Source organism: Nocardia sp. CWNU-33, from assembly GCF_046764895.1.
Taxonomy (GTDB): Bacteria; Actinomycetota; Actinomycetes; order Mycobacteriales; family Mycobacteriaceae; genus Nocardia.
In genome coordinates this window covers 35,655-60,204 of the sequence record NZ_JBKOQN010000002.1, presented here as the reverse complement: position 1 = coordinate 60,204, position 24,550 = coordinate 35,655, and the positions used below count along the sequence as shown (strand labels likewise).

The 24,550-nt window shown below is 66.6% G+C and carries 25 protein-coding genes; 14 read left to right on the top strand and 11 right to left on the bottom strand.

The window, feature by feature from the left end; all coding sequences use genetic code 11:
* Window positions 1–429: 429 nt before the first annotated feature.
* On the bottom strand, window positions 430–1,275 hold the full coding sequence (locus tag ACLMAL_RS02565) for an IclR family transcriptional regulator (protein ID WP_411997590.1): 846 nt from the start codon (window positions 1,273–1,275) through the stop codon (window positions 430–432).
* Window positions 1,276–1,516: 241 nt separating this feature from the next.
* Here ACLMAL_RS02565 and ACLMAL_RS02560 point away from each other — a divergent pair, with 241 nt between their 5' ends.
* The 7 genes from ACLMAL_RS02560 (at window position 1,517) to ACLMAL_RS02530 (ending at window position 7,788) form a co-directional block, all read left to right on the top strand.
* Complete coding sequence (locus ACLMAL_RS02560; RefSeq protein WP_411997589.1) at window positions 1,517–2,011, top strand: flavin reductase family protein; 495 nt, start codon at window positions 1,517–1,519, stop codon at window positions 2,009–2,011.
* Window positions 2,012–2,183: 172 nt separating this feature from the next.
* On the top strand, window positions 2,184–3,326 hold the full coding sequence (locus ACLMAL_RS02555; RefSeq protein ID WP_411997588.1) for a Rieske 2Fe-2S domain-containing protein: 1,143 nt from the start codon (window positions 2,184–2,186) through the stop codon (window positions 3,324–3,326).
* 11 nt (window positions 3,327–3,337) lie between these two features.
* Window positions 3,338–3,565 carry a hypothetical protein gene (locus tag ACLMAL_RS02550; RefSeq protein ID WP_328400000.1) on the top strand — a complete coding sequence of 76 codons (228 nt, stop codon included), beginning with the start codon at window positions 3,338–3,340 and terminating at the stop codon, window positions 3,563–3,565.
* Window positions 3,566–3,624: 59 nt separating this feature from the next.
* Window positions 3,625–4,587 (top strand): 2Fe-2S iron-sulfur cluster-binding protein, encoded by a 963-nt coding sequence (locus ACLMAL_RS02545; RefSeq protein ID WP_411997876.1) that lies wholly within the window; start codon window positions 3,625–3,627, stop codon window positions 4,585–4,587.
* 13 nt (window positions 4,588–4,600) lie between these two features.
* The gene (locus tag ACLMAL_RS02540) at window positions 4,601–5,488 is read left to right on the top strand and encodes a VOC family protein (protein WP_411997587.1); all 888 of its coding nucleotides are present in this window, start codon (window positions 4,601–4,603) and stop codon (window positions 5,486–5,488) included.
* A gap of 34 nt (window positions 5,489–5,522) precedes the next feature.
* Window positions 5,523–6,728: an LLM class flavin-dependent oxidoreductase gene (locus ACLMAL_RS02535; RefSeq protein ID WP_411997586.1), complete on the top strand. Its 1,206-nt coding sequence runs from the start codon at window positions 5,523–5,525 to the stop codon at window positions 6,726–6,728.
* Window positions 6,729–6,756: 28 nt separating this feature from the next.
* On the top strand, window positions 6,757–7,788 hold the full coding sequence (locus tag ACLMAL_RS02530; protein WP_411997585.1) for a zinc-binding dehydrogenase: 1,032 nt from the start codon (window positions 6,757–6,759) through the stop codon (window positions 7,786–7,788).
* Here the strand turns inward: ACLMAL_RS02530 and ACLMAL_RS02525 are convergent.
* A complete protein-coding gene (locus ACLMAL_RS02525; RefSeq protein WP_411997584.1) occupies window positions 7,761–8,057 on the bottom strand; it encodes a three-helix bundle dimerization domain-containing protein in 297 nt (98 codons plus the stop codon). The two genes, ACLMAL_RS02530 and ACLMAL_RS02525, sit on opposite strands and share 28 nt — an antisense overlap.
* Window positions 8,058–8,310: 253 nt before the next feature.
* Here ACLMAL_RS02525 and ACLMAL_RS02520 point away from each other — a divergent pair, with 253 nt between their 5' ends.
* The 3 genes from ACLMAL_RS02520 (at window position 8,311) to ACLMAL_RS02510 (ending at window position 10,400) form a co-directional block, all read left to right on the top strand.
* Window positions 8,311–8,793, top strand: a complete 483-nt coding sequence (locus ACLMAL_RS02520) for a nuclear transport factor 2 family protein (protein WP_411997583.1) — start codon at window positions 8,311–8,313, stop codon at window positions 8,791–8,793.
* Window positions 8,794–8,822: 29 nt separating this feature from the next.
* Complete coding sequence (locus tag ACLMAL_RS02515) at window positions 8,823–9,236, top strand: SRPBCC family protein (RefSeq protein WP_411997582.1); 414 nt, start codon at window positions 8,823–8,825, stop codon at window positions 9,234–9,236.
* Window positions 9,237–9,350: 114 nt separating this feature from the next.
* Window positions 9,351–10,400, top strand: a complete 1,050-nt coding sequence (locus ACLMAL_RS02510; RefSeq protein ID WP_411997581.1) for an aminotransferase class V-fold PLP-dependent enzyme — start codon at window positions 9,351–9,353, stop codon at window positions 10,398–10,400.
* A gap of 204 nt (window positions 10,401–10,604) precedes the next feature.
* Here the strand turns inward: ACLMAL_RS02510 and ACLMAL_RS02505 are convergent, their stop codons facing one another.
* Together ACLMAL_RS02505 and ACLMAL_RS02500 are read right to left on the bottom strand one after the other, a co-directional pair.
* A complete protein-coding gene (locus ACLMAL_RS02505; RefSeq protein ID WP_411997580.1) occupies window positions 10,605–11,672 on the bottom strand; it encodes a diacylglycerol kinase in 1,068 nt (355 codons plus the stop codon).
* Between the two features lies 1 nt (window position 11,673).
* Entirely contained in the window at window positions 11,674–12,465 is a 792-nt protein-coding gene (locus ACLMAL_RS02500; protein ID WP_411997579.1) for an SDR family oxidoreductase, read from the bottom strand.
* 103 nt (window positions 12,466–12,568) lie between these two features.
* Between ACLMAL_RS02500 and ACLMAL_RS02495 the strand changes: the two genes are divergently transcribed.
* Window positions 12,569–13,438, top strand: a complete 870-nt coding sequence (locus tag ACLMAL_RS02495; RefSeq protein WP_411997578.1) for a helix-turn-helix domain-containing protein — start codon at window positions 12,569–12,571, stop codon at window positions 13,436–13,438.
* Between the two features lie 506 nt (window positions 13,439–13,944).
* On the opposite strand, the gene ACLMAL_RS02490 is transcribed toward ACLMAL_RS02495, so the two are convergent.
* The 3 genes from ACLMAL_RS02490 to ACLMAL_RS02480 all read right to left on the bottom strand — a co-directional run bounded on the left by ACLMAL_RS02490 (window position 13,945) and on the right by ACLMAL_RS02480 (window position 17,647).
* Window positions 13,945–14,940: a TAXI family TRAP transporter solute-binding subunit gene (locus tag ACLMAL_RS02490; RefSeq protein WP_411997577.1), complete on the bottom strand. Its 996-nt coding sequence runs from the start codon at window positions 14,938–14,940 to the stop codon at window positions 13,945–13,947.
* Window positions 14,937–17,030: a TRAP transporter permease gene (locus ACLMAL_RS02485; protein WP_411997576.1), complete on the bottom strand. Its 2,094-nt coding sequence runs from the start codon at window positions 17,028–17,030 to the stop codon at window positions 14,937–14,939. The genes ACLMAL_RS02490 and ACLMAL_RS02485 overlap by 4 nt, the downstream gene beginning before the upstream one ends.
* 215 nt (window positions 17,031–17,245) lie before the next feature.
* Window positions 17,246–17,647: a nuclear transport factor 2 family protein gene (locus ACLMAL_RS02480; RefSeq protein ID WP_411997575.1), complete on the bottom strand. Its 402-nt coding sequence runs from the start codon at window positions 17,645–17,647 to the stop codon at window positions 17,246–17,248.
* A gap of 104 nt (window positions 17,648–17,751) precedes the next feature.
* Here ACLMAL_RS02480 and ACLMAL_RS02475 point away from each other — a divergent pair, with 104 nt between their 5' ends.
* A complete protein-coding gene (locus ACLMAL_RS02475) occupies window positions 17,752–18,348 on the top strand; it encodes a TetR/AcrR family transcriptional regulator (RefSeq protein ID WP_411997574.1) in 597 nt (198 codons plus the stop codon).
* Between the two features lie 151 nt (window positions 18,349–18,499).
* Here ACLMAL_RS02475 and ACLMAL_RS02470 read toward each other — a convergent pair whose 3' ends face one another.
* From ACLMAL_RS02470 to ACLMAL_RS02455, 4 genes are all read right to left on the bottom strand, one after another.
* Window positions 18,500–18,862, bottom strand: a complete 363-nt coding sequence (locus ACLMAL_RS02470; RefSeq protein WP_411997573.1) for a VOC family protein — start codon at window positions 18,860–18,862, stop codon at window positions 18,500–18,502.
* Entirely contained in the window at window positions 18,859–19,863 is a 1,005-nt protein-coding gene (locus tag ACLMAL_RS02465; protein WP_411997572.1) for an alpha/beta hydrolase, read from the bottom strand. Before ACLMAL_RS02465 ends, ACLMAL_RS02470 begins: the two co-directional genes overlap by 4 nt.
* A gap of 10 nt (window positions 19,864–19,873) precedes the next feature.
* Window positions 19,874–20,662, bottom strand: coding sequence for a glucose 1-dehydrogenase (locus tag ACLMAL_RS02460; RefSeq protein WP_411997571.1), 789 nt, complete (start codon window positions 20,660–20,662; stop codon window positions 19,874–19,876).
* A 134-nt stretch (window positions 20,663–20,796) separates the two neighbouring features.
* Entirely contained in the window at window positions 20,797–21,924 is a 1,128-nt protein-coding gene (locus ACLMAL_RS02455) for an LLM class flavin-dependent oxidoreductase (protein ID WP_406229600.1), read from the bottom strand.
* Between the two features lie 152 nt (window positions 21,925–22,076).
* On the opposite strand from ACLMAL_RS02455, the gene ACLMAL_RS02450 reads away from it, so the two are divergent.
* Window positions 22,077–22,826 carry a glucose 1-dehydrogenase gene (locus tag ACLMAL_RS02450; RefSeq protein ID WP_411997570.1) on the top strand — a complete coding sequence of 250 codons (750 nt, stop codon included), beginning with the start codon at window positions 22,077–22,079 and terminating at the stop codon, window positions 22,824–22,826.
* A gap of 27 nt (window positions 22,827–22,853) precedes the next feature.
* Entirely contained in the window at window positions 22,854–24,530 is a 1,677-nt protein-coding gene (kstD, locus tag ACLMAL_RS02445) for a 3-oxosteroid 1-dehydrogenase (RefSeq protein ID WP_406229599.1), read from the top strand.
* Window positions 24,531–24,550: the final 20 nt, after the last annotated feature.

The window sequence follows — 24,550 nt, the reverse complement described above, 5'->3', positions numbered from 1 at the left end:
CCCGCCATCTCCCTACCCACCCCGACCCAACACCCTGCGTGGTACAGCCGCGGGGTGTTCGGTTGTCACACGGGGTGGTGGGTCCGGCGGGCTCCTGGACCACACGGGGTGTGGATCGACACGAGTGTGGCGGCTATCGAGACCGGGTGGTGACCGATCGAATGCTGTGGTTGCGCTCCAAGCATTTCCGGTGACGGAGATAGTGAGATGGTGGCTCCACAGCCTCAGCAGCCACACACCGCGTCCAGCGCAAGGACTGCTGGGTTGCCTTCCAGGCACTGTCGGCAACGGCGGTAGTGAGATGGTGGTGCCGTATGGCTTTCGCAGCCACCATTTCACTACTGCCGATAGCGCGGCGCCGGTGTTCTGGGGCGGGTTTCGTGGGTCGGCCGGGTGGGTCGGCCGGGTGGGTCGATCCAACAGGTGTGCTCAGCGCCAGCGGGCGTGGCGAGGGAAGAGGGCGCGGGCGGCTTCGTGGGAAACCTCGACAAGGACCCGCGCCAGGCGGGCGGTGTCGAGGGCGGGACGGTCGGCGCTGATCTGGCCCGACAGGGACAGTGCGCCGACGGCGGCGCCGCGGCCGCGGATGGGGACCGCGACGCAGGCGATGCCGGTGACGGACTCCTCGTTGTCGACGGCGACGCCTTGGCGGTGCCTGATGCGGGTCAGTTCGCGGTGCAATTCCGCTCTGTCGCAGATGGTGCGTGGGGTCAGCTGGGGCAGGCGGTCGCGGAAGGACGCTTCCACAATGCTCGGTTCCAGCGTCGCGAGCAGGGCCTTGCCGAGGCCGGTGCTGTGCGCGGGCATCCGGCCGCCGAGGCGAGTCGGGATGCCCGCGGTACTGCGCCCACCGGCCTTGTCCAGGTAGAGCACCTCGCGGCCGTCGAGCACACCGAGGTGCCCGACCATGCCGGTGCGCTGCGCGAGATCATGCAGCAGGGGGCTCACCACGTCACGAATCTCGTTGTGGTCGGCGGCGAGTCCGCCGAGTTCGAACGGCCGCAGCCCGAGCCGGTAGCCGCCGGGGGCGTGCGCCAGCCAGCGCAGCCGGATCATCTGATCCAGGATGCGATGCACGGTCGAGCGGGGCAGTCCGGTGCGCTCGGCCAGCCCGAGCAGCGTCAGGACCGGCGTCGAACCGTCGAAAGCGTCTAGGATCAGGGTCATTCGCTCGATCATCGAGACCGGCGGTTGATTGTTGGTCCGTGCTGTCGTGGGGCCCGCTCCCGACCACAGCTCTTCGGACTCGGGGTGGGTCATCACCTCGACCGTCATGGCTCACCTCCATTGTGTAGCTCATACAGCTTAGAAGTATTTCGATTAGGCATGTGCATTTTCGGCACGCCAACTTGTGTCCCCAATCACATTGCCGCCGCGATGGCGAGAGGGAATCCCGGAAACTACGTAGATCGCTACGGATCTTCTCGGTAGCCGGAATCGGTTATTGACAGGCATACGAGGCGGCCGCTTACCTTCATGACGAAACGGAATATTTCTAGTCGAAACTAGGAGCACCATGGCCGTCGCCCTAGACTTCAAGGCCGTCCTCGGCCGGTTCTGCACCGGAGTCACCGCGATCACCGCACTCGACGGCGACGAACCGATCGGGTTCGCCTGCCAGTCGTTCTCCGCACTGTCGCTGGAGCCGCCCGCGGTGGCATTGTTCCCCGCCCGCTCCTCGACCACCTGGCCGCGGATCCGCGCCGCCGAACGGTTCTGCGTCAATGTCCTCGCCGCCGACCAGCAGGACCTCTGCAAGCAGCTCGGCCGCAGCGGACCCGACAAATTCGCCGGTCTCGAGTGGAGCCCGTCGCCCAACGGCTCACCCCTGCTGGCGGGCACCATCGCCTGGATCGACTGCACGCTGGCCGGCGAGCTGGACGGCGGTGACCACACGATCGTCATCGGCAACGTGACCGAGCTCGGCGAGGGCCGCGACGCGGGTCCGCTGCTGTTCTATCGCTCCGGATTCGAGCGCCTGATGAGCACCACGGAGGCGGTCGGTCCATAGCGCACCGGACCGAGCGAATGCGACGCAAGCCGACTCGATCAGCCGCTTACCAGTGTCTGAGCGCCGCGGGACAGTCTCGGGCCGAAGCTCCCGATCAGTGGGACCACGCCTTTCGCCGACGGCCGACCCGCCGAACTATCGAAACAACGACGACCGTGGAGGAACCGACATCATGAGCCTCGCGAACACCGACGACCAGGTGCGCGTGATCGATACCGGAGCACCACCCGCCCGTTACGCGCGCGGCTGGCACTGTCTCGGCATCGCCGATCGCTTCCGCGACGGAAAGCCACACACCATCACCGCGTTCGGTACCGAACTCGTGGTCTTCGCGGCTACCGACGGCCCCCTCAGCGTGCTCGACGCGTACTGCAGGCACATGGGCGGCAACCTCGGCGACGGCACCATCAAGGGCGATACCCTCGCATGTCCGTTCCACGACTGGCGCTGGAAGGGCAACGGGCGATGCGCCGCAATTCCTTACGGCCGCCGGGTGCCGCCACTGGCCCGCACCAAGTCCTGGGTGACACTCGAGCAGAACAAGCAGCTATTCGTGTGGAACGACCCCGAGGGCAACCCGCCGCCCGAGGACGTCACCATCCCCCGCATCGACGGTGCGTTCAGCGACGAGTGGAGCGACTGGACCTGGAACGAGATCGTCATCGATGGCGCGAACTGCCGCGAGGTGATCGACAACGTGGTCGACATGGCGCACTTCTTCTACGTGCACTTCGCCTTCCCGACCTACTTCAAGAACGTCTTCGAAGGCCACATCGCCAGTCAGTACATGACCTCGATCGGCCGTGAGGATGTGCAGGGCGAGATCGCCAAAGAGGCAGGTGGCAAGAACGTGCTGCAATCCGAGGCGCACTACTACGGGCCGTCCTACATGATCGACAATCTGGTCAACGAGTCCAACGGCCAGACCGTCGAATCGGTGCTCATCAACTGCCACTACCCGGTCTCGCCCACCAAGTTCGTGCTGCAATACGGCGCGATCGTCAAGAAGCGGCCCGGTCTCTCGCCGGAGGAGGCCGACGCGATGGCGGTGCGTTTCGCGAACGGGCTCGGTCGCGGCTTCGAACAGGATGTCGCGATCTGGAAGCGCAAGACCCGCATCGACAATCCGCTGTTGTGCGAGGAGGACGGGCCGGTTTACCAGCTGCGGCGCTGGTATGAGCAGTTCTACCGGGACGCTGCCGAGGTCGAGGACAAGATGACCGATCGCTTCGAATTCGAGGTCGACACCACCCGCGCGGTTTCTGCGTGGGAGGCGGAGGTCGCCGAGAACCTGGCCGCCAAGCGCGGCGTCTGAACGGCACGGCCATGGACTCCGTCACCTGCCAGACCTGTGGAATCCGGGTCCAGGTAGTCAAATTCAGCCCCGCGCACACCAGCGTGCAGTGGAGCGCGGCCGCCGCGAGGCATTGCACGGAACTCGACGACAACGGCGGCGGCCCAGTCCGTGGCTGCACGGCGCTGCGCGCGTGCATCGAGAACGCCGTCACTGCGGGCGCCGTCGGCCTGAGCACCCGAGATCGGGACCTGCTGTGAATCCCGGTGTCGCGGTGGCATTGCGCGTGGTCCGGGTCGTCGCGGAGACGCGCGATGCGATGTCGCTGGAGCTGGTCGCCGAATCCGGGGTGCCGCTGCCCTACCGACCCGGCCAGTTCCTGACCTTGCGGATCCCCAGTGACCGAACGGGCTCGGTGGCTCGCTCGTATTCGCTGTCCAGCGCGCCGCACGAGAACGGGCCGCTGAAGGTCACCGTCAAGAGAACCGTCGACGGGTACGGGTCGAACTGGTTGTGCGACAACGCCACAGCGGGCATGAGCATCGACAGTCTGCCTCCTGCGGGCGTATTCACCCCCGAATCGCTGGACGCCGATCTGTTGCTCTTCGCGGCGGGCAGCGGCATAACCCCTGTGCTGTCCATCCTGAAATCCGCACTGGCACAGGGCAATGGGCGCTGCACGCTGATCTATGCCAATCGTGACGAGGAGTCGGTGATCTTCGCCGACGAACTGCGCGCGCTCACCGCCGCCTATCCGCAGCGCCTTGTGGTGCTGCACTGGCTGGAGTCGGTACAGGGCGTGCCTGCGGCGCGCTACCTGACCGACCTCATCGCGCCGTGGTCGGACCGGGAGATCTTCGTGTGCGGCCCGGGTGCTTTCATGGACGCGGTGGTCGCCGCGGCCCGCGATCTCGGCGTCGACCGGGATCGGGTGCACGTCGAGAAGTTCGTCTCGCTGTCGGGCGATCCCTTCGCGCAGGCTCCGATCGAGGTGCTCGATACCGCGGACTGCGCCACCGTCGAGGTCGAGTTCGACGGTGAAACAAACGAATTCGCATGGCCGCGCAGCAGCGTGCTGCTCGACGTGCTGCTCTCGCGCGGTGTGGCAGCCCCTTACTCCTGCCGCGAGGGCGCCTGCAGCGCCTGTGTCTGCCGGGTCGTCGACGGTGAAGTGAAGCTGCTACGCAACGACGTACTAGAACAACAAGACCTGGCCGAGGGCTATGTGCTGGCCTGCCAGGCGGTGCCGGTCACCGACTCGGTCCGGATCACCTATGAATGAGGAGAACGACCCCATGACTGCCATCAGCTCGCTCGGATACGTGAAGGTCGCGGTCGCCGACCCGGATGCCTGGCGCACCTTCGCCTTCGACGTGATCGGCTTCGCCGAGGGATCGGGTCCCGACCCCGACGCGATCTATCTGCGCATGGACGAGCACGTCGCGCGCCTGGTGCTGGTGCCCGGTGACACCGACAAGGTGCTCGCCATCGGCTGGGAGGTCCGCGACCACCGTGCGCTGGCCACAACGCGGGAAGCCGTCGAGAAGGCCGGCATCTCGGTGCGCACGCTGACGGTGGCGGAAGCGGACGCACGCAGTGTCGAAGAGGCCATCAGCTTCGTCGATCCGTCCGGCACCACCGTCGAGGTGTTCCACGGCCCCGTCCTGGACCACAGTCCCGTCGTCGGCAAGCACGGCAACCGGTTCGTCACCGAGGGCCTCGGCCTCGGTCACGCGGTGCTGCCGGTCCCCGACCTGGATGTCGCTTTCCGTTTCTACACCGACGTACTCGGCTTCCTGCCCCGCGGCGCGTTCCGCCTGCCGACGGCACCGGAGTACGGGCCGGTGCGCATCCGCTTCCTCGGCGTCAACCAGCGCCATCACAGCCTGGCCCTGATCCCGTCCGGCGGCAAGGAAGGCTCCGGTCTGGTTCACATCATGGTCGAGGTGGACCGCCTCGATGACGTCGGACGCGCCCTCGACCGCGTCAACAAGGCCGGCTACCACCTGTCCTCGACGCTCGGCAGGCACACCAACGACAAGATGATCTCTTTCTACGTCCGAACTCCGGGCGGCTGGGATCTCGAGTTCGGCACCGAAGGCGTGCTGGTGGACGAAACCACCTACACCGCAGAAGAAATGACCGCGGACAGCTACTGGGGTCACGACTGGGACCGGAGCTGAGGCTCCCGGTCCCCACCAGGTAAGGACAATTGAATTGAGCGACAACCAGTTCGGCCCCACCAGGTTCGGATTCTTCATCGCCCCCTACCATCCGCTCACCGGCAACCCGACCCTACAGATCCACCGCGATCTCGCCCTGGTGGAGCTGGCCGATCAACTCGGCTACAGCGAGGCCTGGATCGGCGAACACCATTCGGCCGGACTGGAAATCATCGCCGCACCCGAGGTCTTCCTTGCCGCGGCCGCGCAACGCACCCAGCGCATTCGTCTCGGCACCGGCGTGAATTCGCTGCCCTACCACCAGCCGATGATGCTCGCCGACCGGCTCTGCTTGCTCGATCACCTGACCATGGGCCGGACCATGATGGGTGTCGGCCCCGGCCAACTGGCCACCGACGCCGCCATGATGGGCATCGATCCGGTACGCCAGCGCGACATGATGCACGAATCCATGGATGTGCTGGTGCGCCTGCTGCGCGGGGAGACGGTGACCGCCGAGAGCGACTGGTATCACCTGAACGAAGCGCGCCTGCAACTGCTGCCCTACCGGCAGGGTGGCCTGGAAATGGCTGTCGCCTCGACCATTTCGCCGTCAGGCGCGGTGCTGGCCGGCCGGCACGGCGCCGGGCTGCTCTCGCTGGCCGCCTCCGATCCCAGCGGTTACGACGCACTGCTGCCCAATTGGAAGGTCTACGAGAAGACCATGGCCGATAACGGCCACGTGCTCGATCGCTCGCGATGGCGTCTGGTCGCGCCGATGCATATCGCCGAGACCAGGGAACAGGCGATGCGCGAGGCCGAGTGGGGCGTCGGACATCTCGTCGACTACATCGAGAAGCTCAGCGGCATGAGCGCGCCGTGGAACTCCTCGGCCCGCGCCGCCGTCGAGCAATGGACCGGAGAGGGCTTCCCGGCCTTCGGGCGCGCCACCATCGGTACCCCCGACGACGCCATCGCCACCATCGAGAAGCTCGCCGAACAGTCCGGCGGCTTCGGCACCTTCCTGCTGCTCGGCCTGAATGTCGCCGATTGGGACGCCACGCAACGCTCGGCGCGGCTGTTTGCCGAGCAGGTGATTCCACACTTCACACGGGCCAATCGGAACCGGGTCGCCTCGCTGGAATGGGCGCATGCCAACAGTGAGCGCATGATCGGCGGCCTCACCGCGGGCATCCAGAGCGCTTTCGACAAACACGGACAGGCATTGGCCGCGGCACTCGGCACGGAGGAAGCGAAGTGAACACCACCTCGACACCGGGAGCACACCGATGCGCGCAGTAGTAATGCGGGGCCGCAGTCTTGTGGTCGACGAGGTCCCCGAGCCCGTCCCGGGCCCGGGCCAGGTCCTCGTCGAGACGGTGGCGTGCGGCATCTGCGGTTCCGACAAACAAGCACTCGACTACACCGACGAGTTCCTGCAGGCCTCCCGCGACAGCGGCGTGCCCACATTCGAGTTCGACCCCTCGCGCGACGTCGTGATGGGCCACGAGATCGCCGCCCGGGTCATCTCGGCCGGACCGGACACCGCGCACACCGAAGGACAGCTGGTGGTCGCGCTGCCGTGGGCCATCGACCACGTCGGTCAGATCCACGGTGTCGGGTTCTCCAATGACTTCCCCGGCGGCTACGGGGAACGAATGGTGTTGCAGGCCATGGCTCTGGAACCGATTCCCGATCATGTGCCGCCGCATGTCGCGGCACTGACCGAGCCGCTGGCGGTCGGCTTCGGCAATGTCGCGCGCACCGGCATCGGGCCCGACGGCACCGGCATCGTCATCGGTTGCGGTCCGGTCGGTTTGGGTGCCGTCGCGGCGCTCGCCGAACGCGGTGTCGCACCGATCATCGCGTCCGATCCGTCGAAGCTGCGCCGCGACACCGCATTACGGCTCGGCGCGCATCGCGTGGTCGATCCCGCCGTCGAGGACCCGATCGAGGTGTGGCGCGAAGCGGCCGCGCCCGGCCAGCTGCTGCACATCTGGGTGTGCGCGGCGGTGCCGGGACTGCTCAACGAGCTGCTGTACAAAGCGCCACGCCAAACGACCATCCTGCAGGTCGGCGCGGTGATGACCGACGACGTCATCCGCCCGATCGTCGGCATCTACAAGGACATCTCAGTACAGATGTGCATGGTCTACCCGCACGAGGAGTACGCGAAGACGCTCGGCCGCATCGCCGACGGCACCGTGGACGCATCCTCGCTCATCACCGACCAGGTCGGCCTGTCCGGAGTGGCAGGCGCTATCGAGGCGCTGCGCCACCCGGACGACCACATTCAGATCCTGGTCCGCCCGGATCTGTGAACGACAGGCCTCGGCCGGGTCGAGGAGACCTCGTCGGTCATGGCGTGCAGCCACTCGCGGGTGTAGCGCTCGGCGAGCAGGGGCAGAAAGTTGTCGACGGTGGCGTGGCCTGCGACGTGTCTGTAGGCCGAGCGCAGGCACTGGTTGATGGCGTCGTCACCGACGCCATCGAATTCCCTGGCCAACCGGTGCGCGGCGGTTTGCAACGCAACCTCTTGGTCGATCGAAGGCTCGGGAGGCGGAGCCGGGGCAGCAGGACCTTCAGTCATGGCGGACTCCTGGTCATGTCGGAACGCACAATACTGCGGACGCAGTCGTGCGTACCGACGACCACGTCAAGCACTCGAATACCCGATCCGCCTCGATCGGACACCTCTGCCAGAACTCTGTCTGTGAATCGAGCTTTCGCGAGGCCCACCGGGTTCGAGCACCCGGATGGCCTCGAGCATCAGCGGCGCTGCCGCACGCGAAAATATAGAACAGGTTATTGTCTCGGCACCGCGCTCGTGCCAGGCTGGACCAATGGATCTCGCCGCCATCGAAGCAATCCGCCAGCTGAAGTATCGCTACTTTCGGACGCTGGATCTCAAACGATGGGACGAGTTCGCCGACACACTCACCGTCGACGTCGCGGGCCGCTACGGCACCCACGCCCTCGGCGAGCCGCTCACCCTGGACGGCCGCGACGCCGTCACCGCCTTCATGCGTGAGAATCTCGGCCCCGCAGTGGTCACCACCCACATCGCCAATCACCCCGAAATCACCGTCACCGATGAGACAGCCACGGGCTCATGGGCTTTCGAGGACACCGTCATCGCCACCGAATACGGCGTCCTGATCCGCGGCGCCGGCTACTACACCGACAGCTACCGCCTCGATCCCGACGGCCGATGGCGTATCGCGGCCACCGGCTACCAACGCATCTACGAATCGATGCAAACCCTCTCCGACACCCCCAGCTACCAACTGCTGTCGAACATGTGGGCAACGCCGACCCCGAAGTAGCCCGCCCGACCCGGTACGGTAGACCCGCTATGGCCACCATCACGCAGGAAATTCTCATCGAGGTCAGCCCGGGCGAGGTGTGGGCGGCGGTACGTGACGTAGGCGCCGTGCACGAACGCCTGCTCCCCGAATACGTGCTCGACACCCGCATCGACGGCAACACCCGATTACTGACCATGCCCGGCGGCGGTGTCATTCGCGAGCTGATCGTAACCATCGACGACGACACCCGCAGGCTCGCCTACTCGGCGATCGACGGTTTCCGCCTGCCCCTCACCCACCACCACGCCTCGTTCCAGGTCTTCGCCGAGCCCGATGACACCACCCGACTCGTCTGGACCACCGATGTGTTGCCCCACGACGCCGCCGAACAGGTGCGCCTCCGGGTCGAGCGCGGCGGTCAGGTCATGAAAGCAACGCTGGAACAACGACATCCATCCTGATCCGACGCCTCGGCACTGCCCCGTCGACCCACCGCGCTGCAAGGCCCGCGAAATCGGTCCACTATCGGACCGCTGGCGCTGGACGCGGGCCGGATACGGGCGGATGCTGCGCATATGACTTCGCTGGCGCCTGCTGAGTTCAGCCCTGAAACCACCTACCTCAACACCGCCTCCTATGGTTTACCGTCCGCAAGAGCATTGGCCGCCGTTCGAGATGCCAATACCCAGTGGGCGGCAGGGCGTGGCGGTCCGATGGTGCACGACACTGTCGTCCCCGAGTTGCGGGCCGCGTTCGCGCGACTGCTGGAGGGCGCGACGGTTGCCGACATCGCGTTCGGCAGTGGTGTTGCAGGGCTCATCGCACCGATTGCTGTGGCACTGCCACCAGGCTCGGAGGTCTTGCTGGCCGAGGGCGAATTCTCCTCCGTGTCCATGCCTTTCGTGCACCGCGGTGACCTGTCGGTGCGCTTCGTGCCGCTGGAGCGGCTGGCCGAGGAAGTGCGGCCGGAGACCGCGTTGGTAGCGGTCAGCGTGGTCCAGTCGAAGGACGGCCGGATCGTCGACCTGTCGATACTGCACGCAGCCACCCAGGCGCACAACGCCCGCCTGCTGGTGGACGCCACCCAAGCCGCAAGTTGGCTTCCGCTGCGCTTCGCCGACGCGGACTACTGGGTGTGCGCAGCGTTCAAATGGCTGATCGGTGCCCGCAGCATCGCGTTCTTCGCCGCGACACCGGAGACGGCGGCAGACATACGCCCCGTCGGTCCCAGCTGGTACGCCGCCGCGGACGCGTGGGCCGAGTTGTACGACCCGATCGCACTCGCCACCACAACCAGGCGCTTCGACGCGACACCGGACTGGCTCGGCGCGATCGCCGCCTCGGCGGGCATCGAGCTGATCGAGGAACTGACGGTGGACAAGATCGGGGCGCACAATCTCGACCTTGCCGACCGCTTCCGAACAGGTCTCACCGAACTCGGCTACGAGCCCGTCCCCGGCCCCTCGGCCATCGTCTCGGTACCCGGCGCAGGCGACGCGGCCGCATACCTCGAACAAGCCGACATCATCGCCTCGGTCCGCGGCGGCGGTCTTCGCTTCGCCTTCCACCTCTACAACAGCACCACCGACGTCGACCGCACCCTCGACGCCCTCCCCAAAAGGTAGCCCGCCACCGCAAGCCGCGGTCGCAGCGCGCGGCCACCCGATCCGGATGCGTTCGTGCGCCATTCCACGCCAACCCTCGGACATACCGGTCCGGGCGCGATGGGCATTGCGGGGCGACGAGTGGCACTCGGCGGGAGGCGAGACGCGGGTGCGGACTCCATGAAGGGCCACTCGCACGCCGAATGCAGGAGCGGACAGCCGATGTCAGTGGGCGGCGGGGGTGGTTATCAGCGGGAGGTCGAGGGCCGTGAGGATGCCCGGGGGTGCTCGGACGACGGCGGGGACTGCGTTGACGATGCGCATGGCGGTGGCCAAGAGGGTGGCGTGGTTGTGGTCGCCGTGCGGGCTCGAGGTGACGAGGTCCATCGCGTAGCTCGGGTCACCGGTGATTTCGACGCGGTAGGAGCCTTCCGGATGTGCTGGTTGCGGCCAGTCGGGGCACAGGTCGGGGCGTAGCCGGGTGACATGTTCGAGGACGGTGACGGGCTGGTCGCCGACCATGCCGCGGACCTCGAAACGCAATGCGGCAGCGGTTCCTTCGGCGATGTGGCCGGTGGCGATGTCGAACGCTTCCGGTGCGGGGATTCGGTCATAGGTCTCGGTGACGGAGTCGAGGGTGACCCCGATTCCCGCGGCGAGCTGACGCACCGTGCCGCCCCAGGCGAGCGAGAGGACTCCAGGCTGCAACAACAACGGGATGTCGTCGAGAGGCTTGCCGAAGCCCATGATGTCGAACATCACCTCACGGTTGTCGTAACTGGCATAGTCGACGATTTCCAGGCACCGCAGTTGATCGATACGCAGACAGGTGCCCGCGAGCGCGAGCGGCAGTAGGTCATTGGCGAAGCCGGGGTCGATGCCGTTCACCCACAGTGACGCATTGCCCTCGGCCGCAGCATCTTGCACCGGCTTCAACAATTCATCGGGCAGCACGCCGTACGGGTACTGGAAGAACACCGGCGCGCAGGCGACCACGTTGATGCCCGCACGCAAGAGCCGCTGCAAATCCTGCACCGCATCGAAGAGGCGGTTGTCGGTCATGGAGCAGTAGACGACGCAGTCGGGTGTGGCGGCGAGGATCGCCTCGACATCCGTCGTGGCGGCCACGCCCACCGAATGATCGAGCCCGGCAAGGGTTCCCGCGTCTTTTCCGTCTTTCGACGGCCCCGAAACCCACACGCCTGTCAATTCGAGATCTGGGTTGGCGATAATGCCGGCGAGCGCGTGCTTGCCGACATTGCCTGTACCCCACTGCACTACGGAATATGTCATGTCACAGATCCGAAATCGGGAGGTCGAGGTTCGGCGAGATCAGGCCGCCATCGGGTTCGAGGATCTTGCCAGTGACGTACTTACCCGCGGGCGAGACCAGATACAGCGCGGCGGCCGCGATGTCCTCGGGATCGCCGATGGTGTGCAGCGGCGTCTTCGATTCCAGCTCGGCGCGCATGGCCTCGTTGCCCGCGACGATTTCCAGCGCCGAGGTCAGGATCGAACCGGGCGCGATGGCGTTCACCCGAATGCGCGGATTCAGATCGAGCGCGGCCAGCCTGGTGTAGTGCGCGAGTGCCGCTTTGGCCGTGCCATAGGCGGCGAACGCCCGGCCCGGCAGCCGGCCCATCGTCGAGGTGATGTTGAGAATCGAACCGCCACCGGCGGTTTCGAGGATTCGCGGCACCGCGGCCCGTACCAACGCGTGAGCGTTGGTGACATTGAAATTGAAGGCCTCGACCAGCGCCTCGGGCGTCGTGTCCAACAGCGTGCACGGCAACGCGCCACCCACATTGTTGACCACGATGTCCAGCCGCCCGAACCGATCCACCGCGGCAGCGGCGAGCCCCGCCGTCGCCTCGATATCGCTCAGATCGGCGGGCACCACATGCGCCTGTCGTCCGGCCGCAGCCACCCTCTCGGCCACCTCGTCCAGCTGACTCTTGGTGCGTGCGGCGATGACGACATCGGCCCCGGCCTCGGCGAAGGCAACGGCGATCGCCGCGCCCAAGCCGCGGCCCGCACCCGTGACAACGGCGACCTGCCCGTCGATTCGGAATCGATCCAGAATCATCCAGCACTCCATCCCTCGCAGCAGGTGTCGAATATTCGACATATTCATGTACTAATATTCGACATCGTAAGTCGTTCCGCTGCGCCGAACAAGAGGTACGCCCATGCCCGACCGGTCACCGTCGCCACCGACCCGCCGGGTCGTCGAGGTCGTGTCACTGCTCGCGGCCGCACCCGACCCGATGAGCGTCGCGGGCATCGCCGACCGCCTCGACATCGCCCGTGCCACCGCGACCGCGATTCTGGCCGAACTGGATTCGGCGGGCTGGGTGGTGCGCGACCCGAACCGCGGCTACACCATCGGCCCTGCACTGACCGGTCTCGGCAGCTCCACACTCCCCCATGGCGTCGGCGAAATCCTTACCGCCCTCACCGTGCGCACCGGATCCGGCGCCACCCTCAGCCGCATCGAACCCGACCGCCTCACCGTCCTCGACGTCCGGCACGGCCCCGACCGAGTGGTCCCCGGAATCCCTGTCGGACACCGCATCCCACTGCAATTCCCGGCGGGCGCCGGCGTGATGCCGTGGCGCGCGGCCGCCGAACAGAACACCTGGCTCGCCGCCGCCCCCGATGCCGAGCGCCGCACCGCAAGCACCTTGCTCGCCCTGGTCCGCGAGCGTGGTGTCGCCGTCTTCCGTCCCCTCGCCGATGACGCGGGCATGGTCGACCTGCTCGCCGATCTCCTCGGCGCGATGGGACCCGAACTGCTGCAGCCACAGCTGCGCACCCGCATACTCCGTCAGCTGGCTGCCCTCACCTCCCGCCCCTACAGCAAACACGAGCTCGATGCCGACACCGCGCTGCCCCTGAGCTACCTGGCCGCCCCGGTCTTCGACGCCATGGGCACCGCAGCCTACGAAGTTCAACTCGGCCCGCTACGCGCGGCGACCACCAAGCTCGAACGCGACGAGTACATATGCGCGACACTCGACGCCGCCCGCTCGCTGACGGCCGTCATGACCTCCCGGTAGCGACGAGGCGGGGCCCTGGGCTGCTGACCAGTGCGTACGATGGGCGTAGTTGCCGCATGGCCAACCGTGGGGCGCGGTGCGCTATCAACTGTGGTTGTGGGGATTCGCATGTCACAAGAGACGTCTTCGGATCGGCTGGTAGCAGGCCGGTACCGACTCACGGAGGTACTCGGACGCGGCGGCATGGGGGTGGTGTGGTCGGCGACCGACGAGGTGATCGGCCGGCAGGTGGCGGTCAAGGAAATCAGAGCCCCGGCCGATGAGCTCGGGGAGGACCGCGAGGTGTTCATGGCGAGGGCGCTGGCCGAGGCGCGCAATGTGGGGCGGATAGGTCATCCGGGCGTCGTCGCGTTCTACGATGTGATTCCCGCAGGCCAGGACGCTCGCCGTCTTCCCGATATTCATCGGCATCCGCGAACTGAAGGACTGGCGAGGCCACCGGGCCGCGAGTGCGGAGCTGCCGAAAGAGCGGTAGCGACCGCCGATTCCAGCCGATCGCCCGCGGGTCAGTTGGTCAGTGCTTCGGCGGCGCCTCGGTGCAGGGTGACGGGAGCGGTCAGTGGTGCGGCATCGCGATTGATGCCCTTGGCGGCCGAGTTGGCCTGTTCCAGTTGGGTTTTGCGGTCGAACAGGGTTTTGGTGAGAACGCAGGCGAGATCCGCGTCGAGGTCGTTGCGGACCAGAAGAACATTCGCGACGACGATGGTTTTCACGTCCGCGGGCAGACCGTAGGTGGCGGCCGGAATGACACCCTCTTCGTAGACGGGGTTGGCGGTGCGCATGCTGCCCGCGAGATCGGCGATGTCGAGGAAGCGCACCTTGTCCTTGGCCGAGGTGAACAGGTCGGTGATACCGGGGGTCGGCAGGCCGCCGGAGAAGAACATGGCGTCGATCGAGCCGTCTTTGATACCGTCCACTGTCTTGGTGAGGTCGAGGCGCTGAGCCGAGATGTCGCTGTCAGGGTTGAGCCCGGCGGCCTGCAGCACCCGTTGGGCGATCACCTCGGTGCCGGACTTGGGCGATCCGGTGGAGACCCGCTTGCCGCGGAGGTCGGCGAGCGAGCCGATGCCTGCCCCGGTGCGGACGATCACCTGCGTGTAGTTGGGATACAGCCGCGAAAGTGCCTGTACAGGTTGCCGTTTCCCTTCGAAACTCGCGGCGCCGAGCACTGCATCGGCTGCGGTGTCGGCCAGCGAGAACGCCACCTGATAGGTGCCTGCGACCAACTGCTGGATGTTCTGCACCGACGCACCGGTCTCCGCGGCAGTCGCCTTCACCTTGCCGCCGGTGGCCTGCGAAATCTGTTCGGCGTAGGCATTGCCCAGCGCGAAGTAGACGCCGGTCGCGTTGCCGGTCGCGATCCCGACGCGAGTCTCCTGCTTCACCTCACAGGTGACCGCACCACCCGCATCGGTCTGTGGCGCGTCGCGCCGTCCACCGCATCCGGCGAGCACGCCGGCCGCCACCACCGCGACGGCGAAAGCTATTGCGACTCTTCTCATGTCGTCCTCCTTCGAGAGACCAGAGTGATCCCGACCGCCACACTCAGCGCGGCCACCCCGACGACGAGCGCGCCGGGCTCCAGGTACAACAGCGCCAGCCCGCCCACCGCAGCGAACACCCGCGCAAGCGGTCGCGCGGGACCGACTCCGAGAATCCAGCCCCCGGTCGCCGCCGCCAACGCCGCGACACCGACGCAGGCGGCCGCCGTCGTCCACAGCACGCCGAGCACCGGCCCGCGACCGAGCAGATATTCACCGGGACCGCTGAGCACGAACACGATCGGCACCAGGAACGCGGGCAACGCATATTTCAGCGCCTGCCACATGGTCGGGACGGTGCGCGCACCGGTGATCGCCGCCGCGCCCACCGCCGCAAGCGCGGTCGGCGGCGTCACCTCGGAGAGCACCGAGTAGTAGAAGACGAACATCGCGGCGGCCGGGGCGGGCACTTCCAGCGCGAGCAGCGCAGGTCCGATGATCGCCCAGCCGATGATGAACGACGCCGTCACCGGCACCGCCAGGCCCAGTACGGCCAGCGCGATGGCCGCGAGCACGACCGTGCATGCCAGCACCACCGTGTGGTTGTCCGACACCGTTCGCGCCGCACGTACCAGCAGGGACGCCAACTGTGCGCCGAGCCCGGTCTTCGTGGTCATCGCCGTGATGACACCGGCCGAGGTGCACACTGCCACCACCGGCAGCGCCGAGCGCACTCCACTGCCGAGGGCCTGGAACACCTTGCGTGGTGAACTCGCCCGTGCGCGGGTGCGCGAATCGAGGAATGCGAGCACGAAAGCCAGCGCGGTGGCGTAGACGACGGCTCGGGTCGCGCTCACTCCGATCAGCAGCAGCACCACGATCGCGATCAAGGACAGGAAGTGGTAGCCGAATCGCGCGAGCAACCGCCACCCGGACGCGCCGCCGATCTCCACCGGTCTAGTATCCAATCTGCGCGCGTCGATCTCGACGGCGAGCAGAATTCCCAGGTAGTACAGCACCGTCGGGATCATCGCCCAGCCGAGCACCGTCAGATAGGAGACGTCGAGATATTCGGCGACGATAAACGCGGCGACACCGAGCGTGGGCGGCGAGAGAATCGCACCGACGCCGGCCGCGGCCAGCATGCCGCCGGCCTGTTCCGGCGGATAGCCCGCCCGCCGCAGAATCGGCCAGGTGACCGCACCGACGGTCACCGCCGTCGCGGTGCCGGAGCCCGAAACCGTGCCGAGCAGGAAACCCGACGCGACAGCGGTCCGGCCGGCCGCGCCGCCCGAGCGGCGAAATGCGGCCACCGACAGGTCGACGAAGAACTGTGCGGCGCCGGAGAATTCGAGCACCGCGCCGTAGAGGGTGAACAGCACGATGTAGGTGGCCGCGACATCCAACGGCGTGCCGTAGAACCCGCTGCCTGAGTTGTACAACGCGTCGATGATCTGCCCGAAATCCAACCCCGCGTGCGCAATTGTCCAGTGCTGTGGGAGGAATCCACCGTAGTAGCCATAGCCCACGAACACCAGGCACACCACCGGCAGCACCCATCCAGTCGTGCGCCTGCAGGCCTCCAGCACCAGGACGAGCAGCACCGAGCCCATCCCGACATCGACCGGATCGAACTGTCCCTGCCGATCGAGGAAGGCGTCGTACCCGCCGCCACCCGACCCGATCGTCATCGGCAACAACGGATACAGGCACACCACCAGCGTCACCGCGGCCAATATCCAGTCGAGAGCCCGCGGCCCCTCGCCCCGATCCAGCCTGCGCACGCCGGACCGATAGGCGATGAACACCAACGGCAGCGTCGCGCTCAGGAATACCACCAGGTAGTACTGGCTGCCCTGCGGCAACGGCCGAAACACCTGCCACAGCACCAGGATCGCCACCGCGAACGCGACTGTCGCCACCAGCTGTTCGGGCAGGCCGGTCAGTACCCGTGCCGGGCGCTCTTCATCGTCGACCTCGATCTTGGGTGGCTGATCGCCAGCCGGATCCGTATCCCGGAGTCGCCGATCGCCACGCGCTTCGTCGGCGACGCCCCCACCGCAATCTTTCGGCAGCGCCGCACCTAGTTCAGCGCCCCGCCTCTCCGACATGGCGCGACACTATCAACGCACGGCCGTCAGTATGCGGTTAATGAAATCCGGAGTCGGCAAATCACGGCTCGCCGCCAGATTGTGTGCTGCAGAGTCGGTGGCGAGGCCGGCTCCCCAGCAATACCGGAGAATTCGCTCGGCCGAATATGCGCTGGAGTGATGTATCGCCGACGACGTTGTGTCGGTGCAGTCCTCCGACCGTGGCGCGATGTCGCTCAGGCCCCGAGCGCTGCCCGCCGCGCGCTCACCTTCCGATACGAGATTCGCCAGCCGACGGCCGCACGGACGACCATGTCGTCGTATACGACGCTGCGACAGGTTCCGTCCGCGTGGATGCCGATGCCCTTGGATTGCACCCGCACCGAATCACCGTCCGCGTCGGCGATGATGATGTTGGTGATGTGATGCCCCACCGGATTCCCTGCGCCGAGGGTGATCGCGGCGTCGCGCAAGGCTGGAATCCCGTGCAGTTCGCCGAGACCGAAATCGCTCAGCTCATAGATGATTCCGTCCGTGAAGAGCTCATCCATTCGATCGAGTGCCCCGGCATCCATGAGGTGACCGTGCCGCGCGATCAAATCGGTGATCTCGATTCTGTCCGCCGCCGACAGCGTCATGACGACCTCCTGCCGCCCCACTCGTGCCATAAGATGAGGCATAGTCCGGTTACTTGGCACAGTAGCGGACTGTGTCCCCGGTTAGCAAGAGGGCGAGGTCGGGAATGCGCGAAACACTGTCCGGCACAGCACGGCCGAGGCGCGCCGATGCGCGGCGAAACTACGAACGACTGCTCGACCAGGCTCGAATCGCCTTCGCCGAACACGGTGTCGACGCCTCCCTCGACGACATCGCCCGCCGCGCAGGCGTCGCGAGCGGAACCCTCTATCGTCACTTCCCCACCCGCCTCGACCTCATCGAAGCCGTACTCGGCGAACGCGTCGCCGAGCTCACCCAACTCGGCCACCGCCTGACGGCGGAGCCGGACACCGTCGCAGCCCTGACCACTTGGCTGCGCGCCGCGATCGACCACGCACTCACCTTCCGTGGCCTCTCCGCTGCCATCATGAATTCCGCGATCGATGGTGGTGCCGAGCTGGTATCCGCTTGGCATGCAGACACATTCGCCGTCGGGTCAGCCCTGCTGGATCGGGCCAAGCAGGCAGAAACCATCGCCCCATCCGCACAGAACTACGACGTACTGCGCATGATCGGCGCGATCGCCTGGGCGGCCCAGGACACACCGAACCCGGCGGAGCGTGCAGACCGCCTCCTGGACCTCTTCCTCAACGGTCTTCGCACCACCCCGTCGAAGCCATGACCGCTTCGCCTGCCTGCACCGGTCCGCCCTCGCCCGGCCGGTGACCGCGGCCTCCACCCGAGCTGCCGTGCCGGCGAATGGCACACCATCGCGAGGTCCGCTCAGGGAACGCCGCGGCGATGTACCACTCACCGACCACCACGGGAGGTCGTTACGGCGTGTGCTGGGCTGCGGGTAGCGGCTCGTAGAGGACGATCGCCCACGGGGATTCGGGCGTCGGGCGGACCGAGGTGCGGCGTTCGTGGGGTCCGGTAACCGGGTCGGCAGCGGCGAACCCGGCCGAGCGCAGCCGGGCAAGGGTGGCATCCAGGTCGTCGACCTTGGCCGCCAAGGACGGGGTGTCGCCTTCGCGGTCGGTGCCCGCGAGCATGACTCGGGCCGGGCCGATGTCGAACTGCGCCCAGCGGTCGCTGTCGACAAAGGTGGCCTTGGTGCCGAACACGGCGGTGAGCAGGTCGATCGCGGCGGTCAGATTATCGGCCGGAAAGATCGTGCCGAGGCGTTCTACTGTCATCGGTGTGCTTCCAGGGCTCGGCGGAGTGCGGAAAAGGCCGCGGTGGCAGCTTCTTTCGCGTCGGACAGGCTATCGGCCATGCTGAAGAAGCCATGGAACTGGCCGTCATAGCGGATCACGTCGGCGTGCACGCCTGCCTCCTGGAGTCGGACGCCGTATTCCTCGCCCTCGTCCCGTAGCGGATCGAACTCTGCGGTGACGATGTGCGCGGGCGGCAGTCCGGACATGTCGGAGGCACGTAGTGGCGAGGCGTAGGGGTGGTCGGCATCGCCGTCGGTTCCCAGGTATTGCTCCCAGTACCACCGCAAATGATCGTCGGTGACGAAGTATCCGTACGCATTGTCCCGATAGGACACCGTATTTCGGGCCGGGTCGAGCATCGGATAGACAAGGAGTTGAAAGGTGACGGCGGGACCGTTGCGATCGCGGGCCATCAATGTGGTGGCAGCGGCCAGGTTTCCGCCGCAGCTGTCACCGGCCACCGCGACCCTGGCCGGGTCGCCGCCCATCGTCCCGGCATGTTCGGCGACCCAGTTCAGTGCCGTGTAGGCATCCTCCGCAGCCGCCGGGAACCGGTGCTCGGGCGCCTGCCGATAGTCGACCGACACCACGATCGCGCCGACATCGTTGGCCATGGACCGGCACAACTGGTCGTGACTGTCGAGGCTGCAGATCACGAACCCGCCACCGTGGAAGAAGACAATGACAGGCAGCAGCGCAGTTGTGCCGGTCAGGTCCGATTCCGCATCGATGGCCGACGACTGCGCGTCGAGGGACGAATCCGCGGGACGATAGATGCGCACCCGCAGCTCCGGCGCGCCGACCGGCCCCGGCACCAGACGCTCCTCGACCTGCCCGACCGGAATCGGTGCGGCGGCGGCTGCCGGGCGCGCCGCAAGAATGCGGCGCGCCTCGGTGGCGTCCTGGACTTCGGTGCCCAACCGGGGAAACGACGCAGTGGCCAGGTCGACGATCACCTGCGCTTCGGGTTTCAGCGGCATCGCCCGATCCTCACGCCTCGCCCGCGGCGCCGGCAGCAGGCATCGAGCCCGGCGGAATGAACTGTCCCGCAGACAATCCGCCATCGATGGCCAGCTCGGCTCCGGTGATGAAGGCCGACGCGTCGGAGGCGAGGAACGCCACCAGTTCGGCCACTTCACTCGGCAAACCGACGCGGCCGAGCGGCAGTGACGGAAAGCTGCCGGGCCCGGTGCTCAAGCCGAGATGCCCGATCATCGGTGTCGCGATCGGCCCCGGGTGCACCGAGTTCACACGGATGCCGAGCGGCCCGAGTTCTAGTGCGGCCGTCTTGGTCAGACCACGCAATCCCCATTTCGATGCGCCATACGCGGAATGCCCCATCAGGCCCTGTAATCCGGCCTGTGACGAGATGTTGATGATCGAGCCACCGCCCACGGCCCCCATCGGCTCGATTACCGCCTGGATGCCGAGGAACGATCCGATGAGGTTGATGCGCAGAATCCGTTCCAGCTCCTCGGCAGTGGTGTCGGTGAGCGGTTTCGCGGTGTAGATGGCCGCGTTGTTCACCAGCACGTCCAGCCGCCCGAACTCGCGCACCGCGGTCTCGACGGCGGCAGTCCACCCGGACGCGCTGCTCACATCGTGACGAACGAAACGTGCGGCGGCGCCGATGGATTCGGCAACCTCTTTACCCTCGGGTTCCAGCACGTCGGTGAGCACGACGCGGCCGCCGGACGCGGCAACGAGCCGGGCTTCTTCGGCGCCCTGGCCCCGGGCAGCGCCGGTGATCAGGACGACCTTGCCGGTCAGATCGGTCATATTCAGCTCCTTGCTCATGCACTTGTTGGATCCCGGCCTGTGCCGGAAGGAAGGCTTCGGCGCATTCGCCTGCCATGTCGGGCGGCGGCCGGGTTCCTGAGCCCACAGCCGGCGAGCGACTGTGCGCGGGGCGACTAGCCCTTACGGAAGTGCGGGATGACCTTTTCGCCCCAGTGCCGGATGGTCTCCAGGCACGCTTCCTGGGGCACGGTGCCCATCTGGATCAGGCAGAGGATTTCGTCGGCGCCCGCCTCCTGCAGCCGCTCGACGTAGGCGATCGCGTCCTCGGGGCTGCCGTAGGCGTGCTCGGCATTGAACACCGAGGTAGCACCGGTCTTCACCGGAATCTTGGCCTCGTGCAGGTAGGCGACGTGGTCGTCGGCGGCCTGCTTGATCTTGGCCACCTCGTCGACAGTGGGATCGACAGCCTCGTCCGGGACCGGGCCTGCGCCGTACCAGTGCTTGATGGACTGGGCGAAGAAACGCTGACCGCGCGCACCGATCTGCTGGGCCTTCTCCCGATCGTCGAGCACGATGGTCGGGCACAGCGCCGCGAAATGGTCGTTGACGACAGTCGAGACGAACTTCTCCCCGGTGCGTGCCGCGATGGCCGCATCATAGGTGCGGCGCAGTTCGGCGATCTCCTCCACGCCCGCGAAACCGAGGACCAGCGCGCCGATTCCGTAGTCGGCGGCCAGCTTGAGCGTGTCCTTCTTGGTGCACGCCATGAACAGCGGTGGATGCGGCAGCTGGACCGGACGCGGCAGCATCGGGTGCGGGTCGATATCGAGCAGATCACCGTGCCACTCGAATTCGCCCTCGGGATCCTGCCAGGCCTTGCCGATGATCCGCAGCGACTCCTCCACCTCCTGGTAGGTGCGATCGGGGTCGACGCCACACATGGAGGTCTCTTGCGGGGTTGCGCCGCGACCCGCGCCCAGGTTCACTCGCCCGTTGGACAGCACGTCGAGCATGGCCGCACGCTCGGCCGCCCGCACCGGGTGGTTGAAGTTGAACGGCATGCACACCACGCCGTGGCCGATGCGGATCCGTTCGGTGCGCGCGGCCACCCAGGTCAGGAAGATCTCCGGTGCGCTCATATGGGCGTACCACTTCAGCCCGTGATGCTCGACCGCCCAGACGGTGTCGAAACCCATCTCTTCGGCCAGCACCGCCTGCTCTACGCAGTCGCGCAACACCTGCCGTTCGTGATCGGCGGACGGGTTGGTCATTTGTGCCTCGAAGATCATCGAGAACTTCATGCATTGCCTCCACTTCTCAATATGCCTAGTAGAAATATTTCCGATGCTCTCGTGGAGGTCAGGTGCATGTCTCGGTGGATGGGACTGCGCGGGCTCCCGCCGCTGTCGCGCCCCTAGCGTTCGGAGGTGACGCGGGAGAAAGGATGGGCCAAGTGGGCCGACTCGATGGCAAGGTCGCACTGATCACCGGAGGCGCACGCGGAATGGGCGCCGAGCACGTCCGCCGCTTCGTCGCCGAGGGTGCGCGGGTGGTGTTCGGTGATGTGCTCGATGTGGAGGGCAAGCAGCTGCGAGCCGAGATCGGCGCCGACTGCCACTACGTGCATCACGATGTGACGAGCGAGGCGGACTGGGCCGCCGCGGTGGCCGCGGCTCGCACGGAGTACGGCAGGCTCGACGTGCTGGTCAACAATGCCGGAATCCTGCGATTCCAGTCGATCGCCGAGATGAGCCTTGCCGATTTCACCACCATCATGACCGTGAATGTCACCGGCGCATGGCTGGGCATCAAGACGGCAACGGCGGCGCTGACCGAAGCGGGCGGCGGCTCGATCGTGAATATCTCCTCGGTCGAGGGATTTATCGGCGCAGCGAATCTCTCCGCCTACAGCGCCAGCAAATTCGCGATCCGCGGCCTGACCAAGTCGGCCGCACGCGAACTCGGCAAGCACGGGATCCGGGTCAACTCGATTCACCCCGGCGGCATCGCCACTCCGATGACGGCCGCCGCAGGCTCGGGCGTCGACGGCAGCACATTCTTTGCCGGACTGCCGATCTCGCGCTGGGGCCAACCCGGCGAGGTCTCGGAGGCGGCGGTCTACCTGGCGTCGGACGGCGCGAGCTACTGCACCGGCACCGAGATCGTCGTCGACGGCGGCATGCTCACCGGCGCGGGCTACTGATCAAGCGTGAACGACAAGGAGGTGGCGATGTCCGAGGAACACGAGTACGACGTCGTAGTTGTTGGTTCGGGAGCCGCGGGCATGACCGCCGCATTGACCGCCGCGTATCGCGGGCTGTCGGTGGTGCTGATCGAAAAGAGCGGCAGCTTCGGCGGTTCCACCGCGCGCTCGGGCGGCGGCGTCTGGATTCCCAACAATCCGGTGCTGGTCCGCGAGGGTGTCCCCGACAGCCCGGACCTGGCCCGGGTCTACTTGAAATCCGTTGTCGGTGACCGGGTTCCGCAGGAAAAGCAGGATGCGTTCCTGGACAACGGTCCGCGCATGATGACCTACCTCGGCGCGCGCACCCGCCATCTCGAGTTCGTCTACGACCGCGGCTACTCCGACTACCACCCGGAGTTACCCGGTGGACTCGCGCAGGGCCGCAGCATCGAACCGGCGATCATCGACGGCCGACTGCTCGGCGAGGATCTGGACAAGATCAACCGGCCGACCATGTCCGGCCCCAAGGGAATCGCATTCACCGTCAGCGACTTCCACGACCTCAACATGATCGCGCGGACCTGGAAGGGCAAGCGCACCGCTATGAAGGTCGGCGCGCAAGCGGTGCTGAACAAGCTGCGTGGACGGCTGCCGCTGAGTCTCGGCAAGGCCCTGGTTGCCCGGCTCTGGCTGGCGCTGCGCGACGCGAACGTACCGGTGTGGCTGAATACACCGCTGACCGACCTGATTACCGAGGACGATGTTGTGGTCGGTGTGCGCGCCGAGCGTGCCGGTGCCCCGATCACCATTCGGGCCCGGCGCGGTGTCGTGCTCGCCGCGGGCGGCTTCGAGCACAACCTGGAGATGCGGCAGCAGTTCTTCACCGGACCCGTGAGCACCGAGTGGACGGTCGGCGCCACCGAGAATGTCGGCGAGGGCATTCGCGCCGGTGAAAGTGTCGGTGGTGCACTGGATTTGATGGACGACGCCTGGTGGGGACCTTCGGTCCGCAACCCGGACGGTCCGCCTTTCTTCTGTTTGGCCGAGCGCTCCCAGCCCGGCGCCATCATGGTCAACGACGCGGGCGAACGCTTCACCAACGAATCGGCCAGCTATGTCGACGTGGTGCACACGATGTACGAGCAGCATGCGAAGGGGATCGGCCATGTCCCCGCACACTTCATCATGGACCAGCGCTTCCGCGACAGGTACTTGTTCCTCGGCACCTTCCCGAAGCAGGCCATCCCGCAGAAGTATTACGACTCCGGGATCATCAAGAAGGCCGACACCCTCGCCGAACTCGCGGACAAGATCGGCGTGCCCGCCGACACGCTGACCGCGACCGTCAACCGGTTCAACGGTTTTGCGCGCGCCGGTCGCGACGCGGACTTCCAGCGCGGCGAATCCGCCTACGACCGGTACTACGGTGACCCCACCGTCAAGCCCAACCCGTGTCTGGCCCCGATCGACCAGGGCCCGTTCTACGCGGTCGAAATGGTCCCCGGCGACTTGGGCACCAAGGGCGGGCTCGTCACCGACGAGCACTCCCGAGTGCTGCGCGGCGACGGTGCCCCAGTCGCGGGACTGTATGCGGCAGGTAACAATTCGGCCGCCGTGATGGGTAACAGCTACGCCGGCGCCGGCGCGACGATCGGCCCGGCCATGGTGTTCGGCTACATCGCCGCCAACCATCTTGCCGACACCGCACCGAAGCACCCCTGATGCCACCGATGTTCGAACTA

Excerpts from the sequence above, each read along its gene's own strand:
- ACLMAL_RS02470 (WP_411997573.1), bottom strand. The coding sequence starts at position 18,862 with ATGACAGTAGAACGCCTCGGCACGATCTTTCCGGCCGATAATCTGACC.
- ACLMAL_RS02515 (WP_411997582.1), top strand. The coding sequence starts at position 8,823 with ATGGCCACCATCACGCAGGAAATTCTCATCGAGGTCAGCCCGGGCGAG.
- ACLMAL_RS02525 (WP_411997584.1), bottom strand. The coding sequence starts at position 8,057 with ATGACTGAAGGTCCTGCTGCCCCGGCTCCGCCTCCCGAGCCTTCGATC.
- ACLMAL_RS02495 (WP_411997578.1), top strand. The coding sequence starts at position 12,569 with ATGCCCGACCGGTCACCGTCGCCACCGACCCGCCGGGTCGTCGAGGTC.
- ACLMAL_RS02530 (WP_411997585.1), top strand. The coding sequence starts at position 6,757 with ATGCGCGCAGTAGTAATGCGGGGCCGCAGTCTTGTGGTCGACGAGGTC.
- ACLMAL_RS02545 (WP_411997876.1), top strand. The coding sequence starts at position 3,625 with ATGTCGCTGGAGCTGGTCGCCGAATCCGGGGTGCCGCTGCCCTACCGA.
- ACLMAL_RS02490 (WP_411997577.1), bottom strand. The coding sequence starts at position 14,940 with ATGAGAAGAGTCGCAATAGCTTTCGCCGTCGCGGTGGTGGCGGCCGGC.
- ACLMAL_RS02555 (WP_411997588.1), top strand. The coding sequence starts at position 2,184 with ATGAGCCTCGCGAACACCGACGACCAGGTGCGCGTGATCGATACCGGA.
- ACLMAL_RS02460 (WP_411997571.1), bottom strand. The coding sequence starts at position 20,662 with ATGACCGATCTGACCGGCAAGGTCGTCCTGATCACCGGCGCTGCCCGG.
- ACLMAL_RS02500 (WP_411997579.1), bottom strand. The coding sequence starts at position 12,465 with ATGATTCTGGATCGATTCCGAATCGACGGGCAGGTCGCCGTTGTCACG.
- ACLMAL_RS02520 (WP_411997583.1), top strand. The coding sequence starts at position 8,311 with ATGGATCTCGCCGCCATCGAAGCAATCCGCCAGCTGAAGTATCGCTAC.
- ACLMAL_RS02560 (WP_411997589.1), top strand. The coding sequence starts at position 1,517 with ATGGCCGTCGCCCTAGACTTCAAGGCCGTCCTCGGCCGGTTCTGCACC.
- ACLMAL_RS02465 (WP_411997572.1), bottom strand. The coding sequence starts at position 19,863 with ATGCCGCTGAAACCCGAAGCGCAGGTGATCGTCGACCTGGCCACTGCG.
- ACLMAL_RS02480 (WP_411997575.1), bottom strand. The coding sequence starts at position 17,647 with ATGACGCTGTCGGCGGCGGACAGAATCGAGATCACCGATTTGATCGCG.
- ACLMAL_RS02455 (WP_406229600.1), bottom strand. The coding sequence starts at position 21,924 with ATGAAGTTCTCGATGATCTTCGAGGCACAAATGACCAACCCGTCCGCC.
- ACLMAL_RS02510 (WP_411997581.1), top strand. The coding sequence starts at position 9,351 with ATGACTTCGCTGGCGCCTGCTGAGTTCAGCCCTGAAACCACCTACCTC.
- ACLMAL_RS02540 (WP_411997587.1), top strand. The coding sequence starts at position 4,601 with ATGACTGCCATCAGCTCGCTCGGATACGTGAAGGTCGCGGTCGCCGAC.
- ACLMAL_RS02475 (WP_411997574.1), top strand. The coding sequence starts at position 17,752 with ATGCGCGAAACACTGTCCGGCACAGCACGGCCGAGGCGCGCCGATGCG.
- ACLMAL_RS02550 (WP_328400000.1), top strand. The coding sequence starts at position 3,338 with ATGGACTCCGTCACCTGCCAGACCTGTGGAATCCGGGTCCAGGTAGTC.
- kstD (WP_406229599.1), top strand. The coding sequence starts at position 22,854 with ATGTCCGAGGAACACGAGTACGACGTCGTAGTTGTTGGTTCGGGAGCC.
- ACLMAL_RS02485 (WP_411997576.1), bottom strand. The coding sequence starts at position 17,030 with ATGTCGGAGAGGCGGGGCGCTGAACTAGGTGCGGCGCTGCCGAAAGAT.
- ACLMAL_RS02565 (WP_411997590.1), bottom strand. The coding sequence starts at position 1,275 with ATGACGGTCGAGGTGATGACCCACCCCGAGTCCGAAGAGCTGTGGTCG.
- ACLMAL_RS02505 (WP_411997580.1), bottom strand. The coding sequence starts at position 11,672 with ATGACATATTCCGTAGTGCAGTGGGGTACAGGCAATGTCGGCAAGCAC.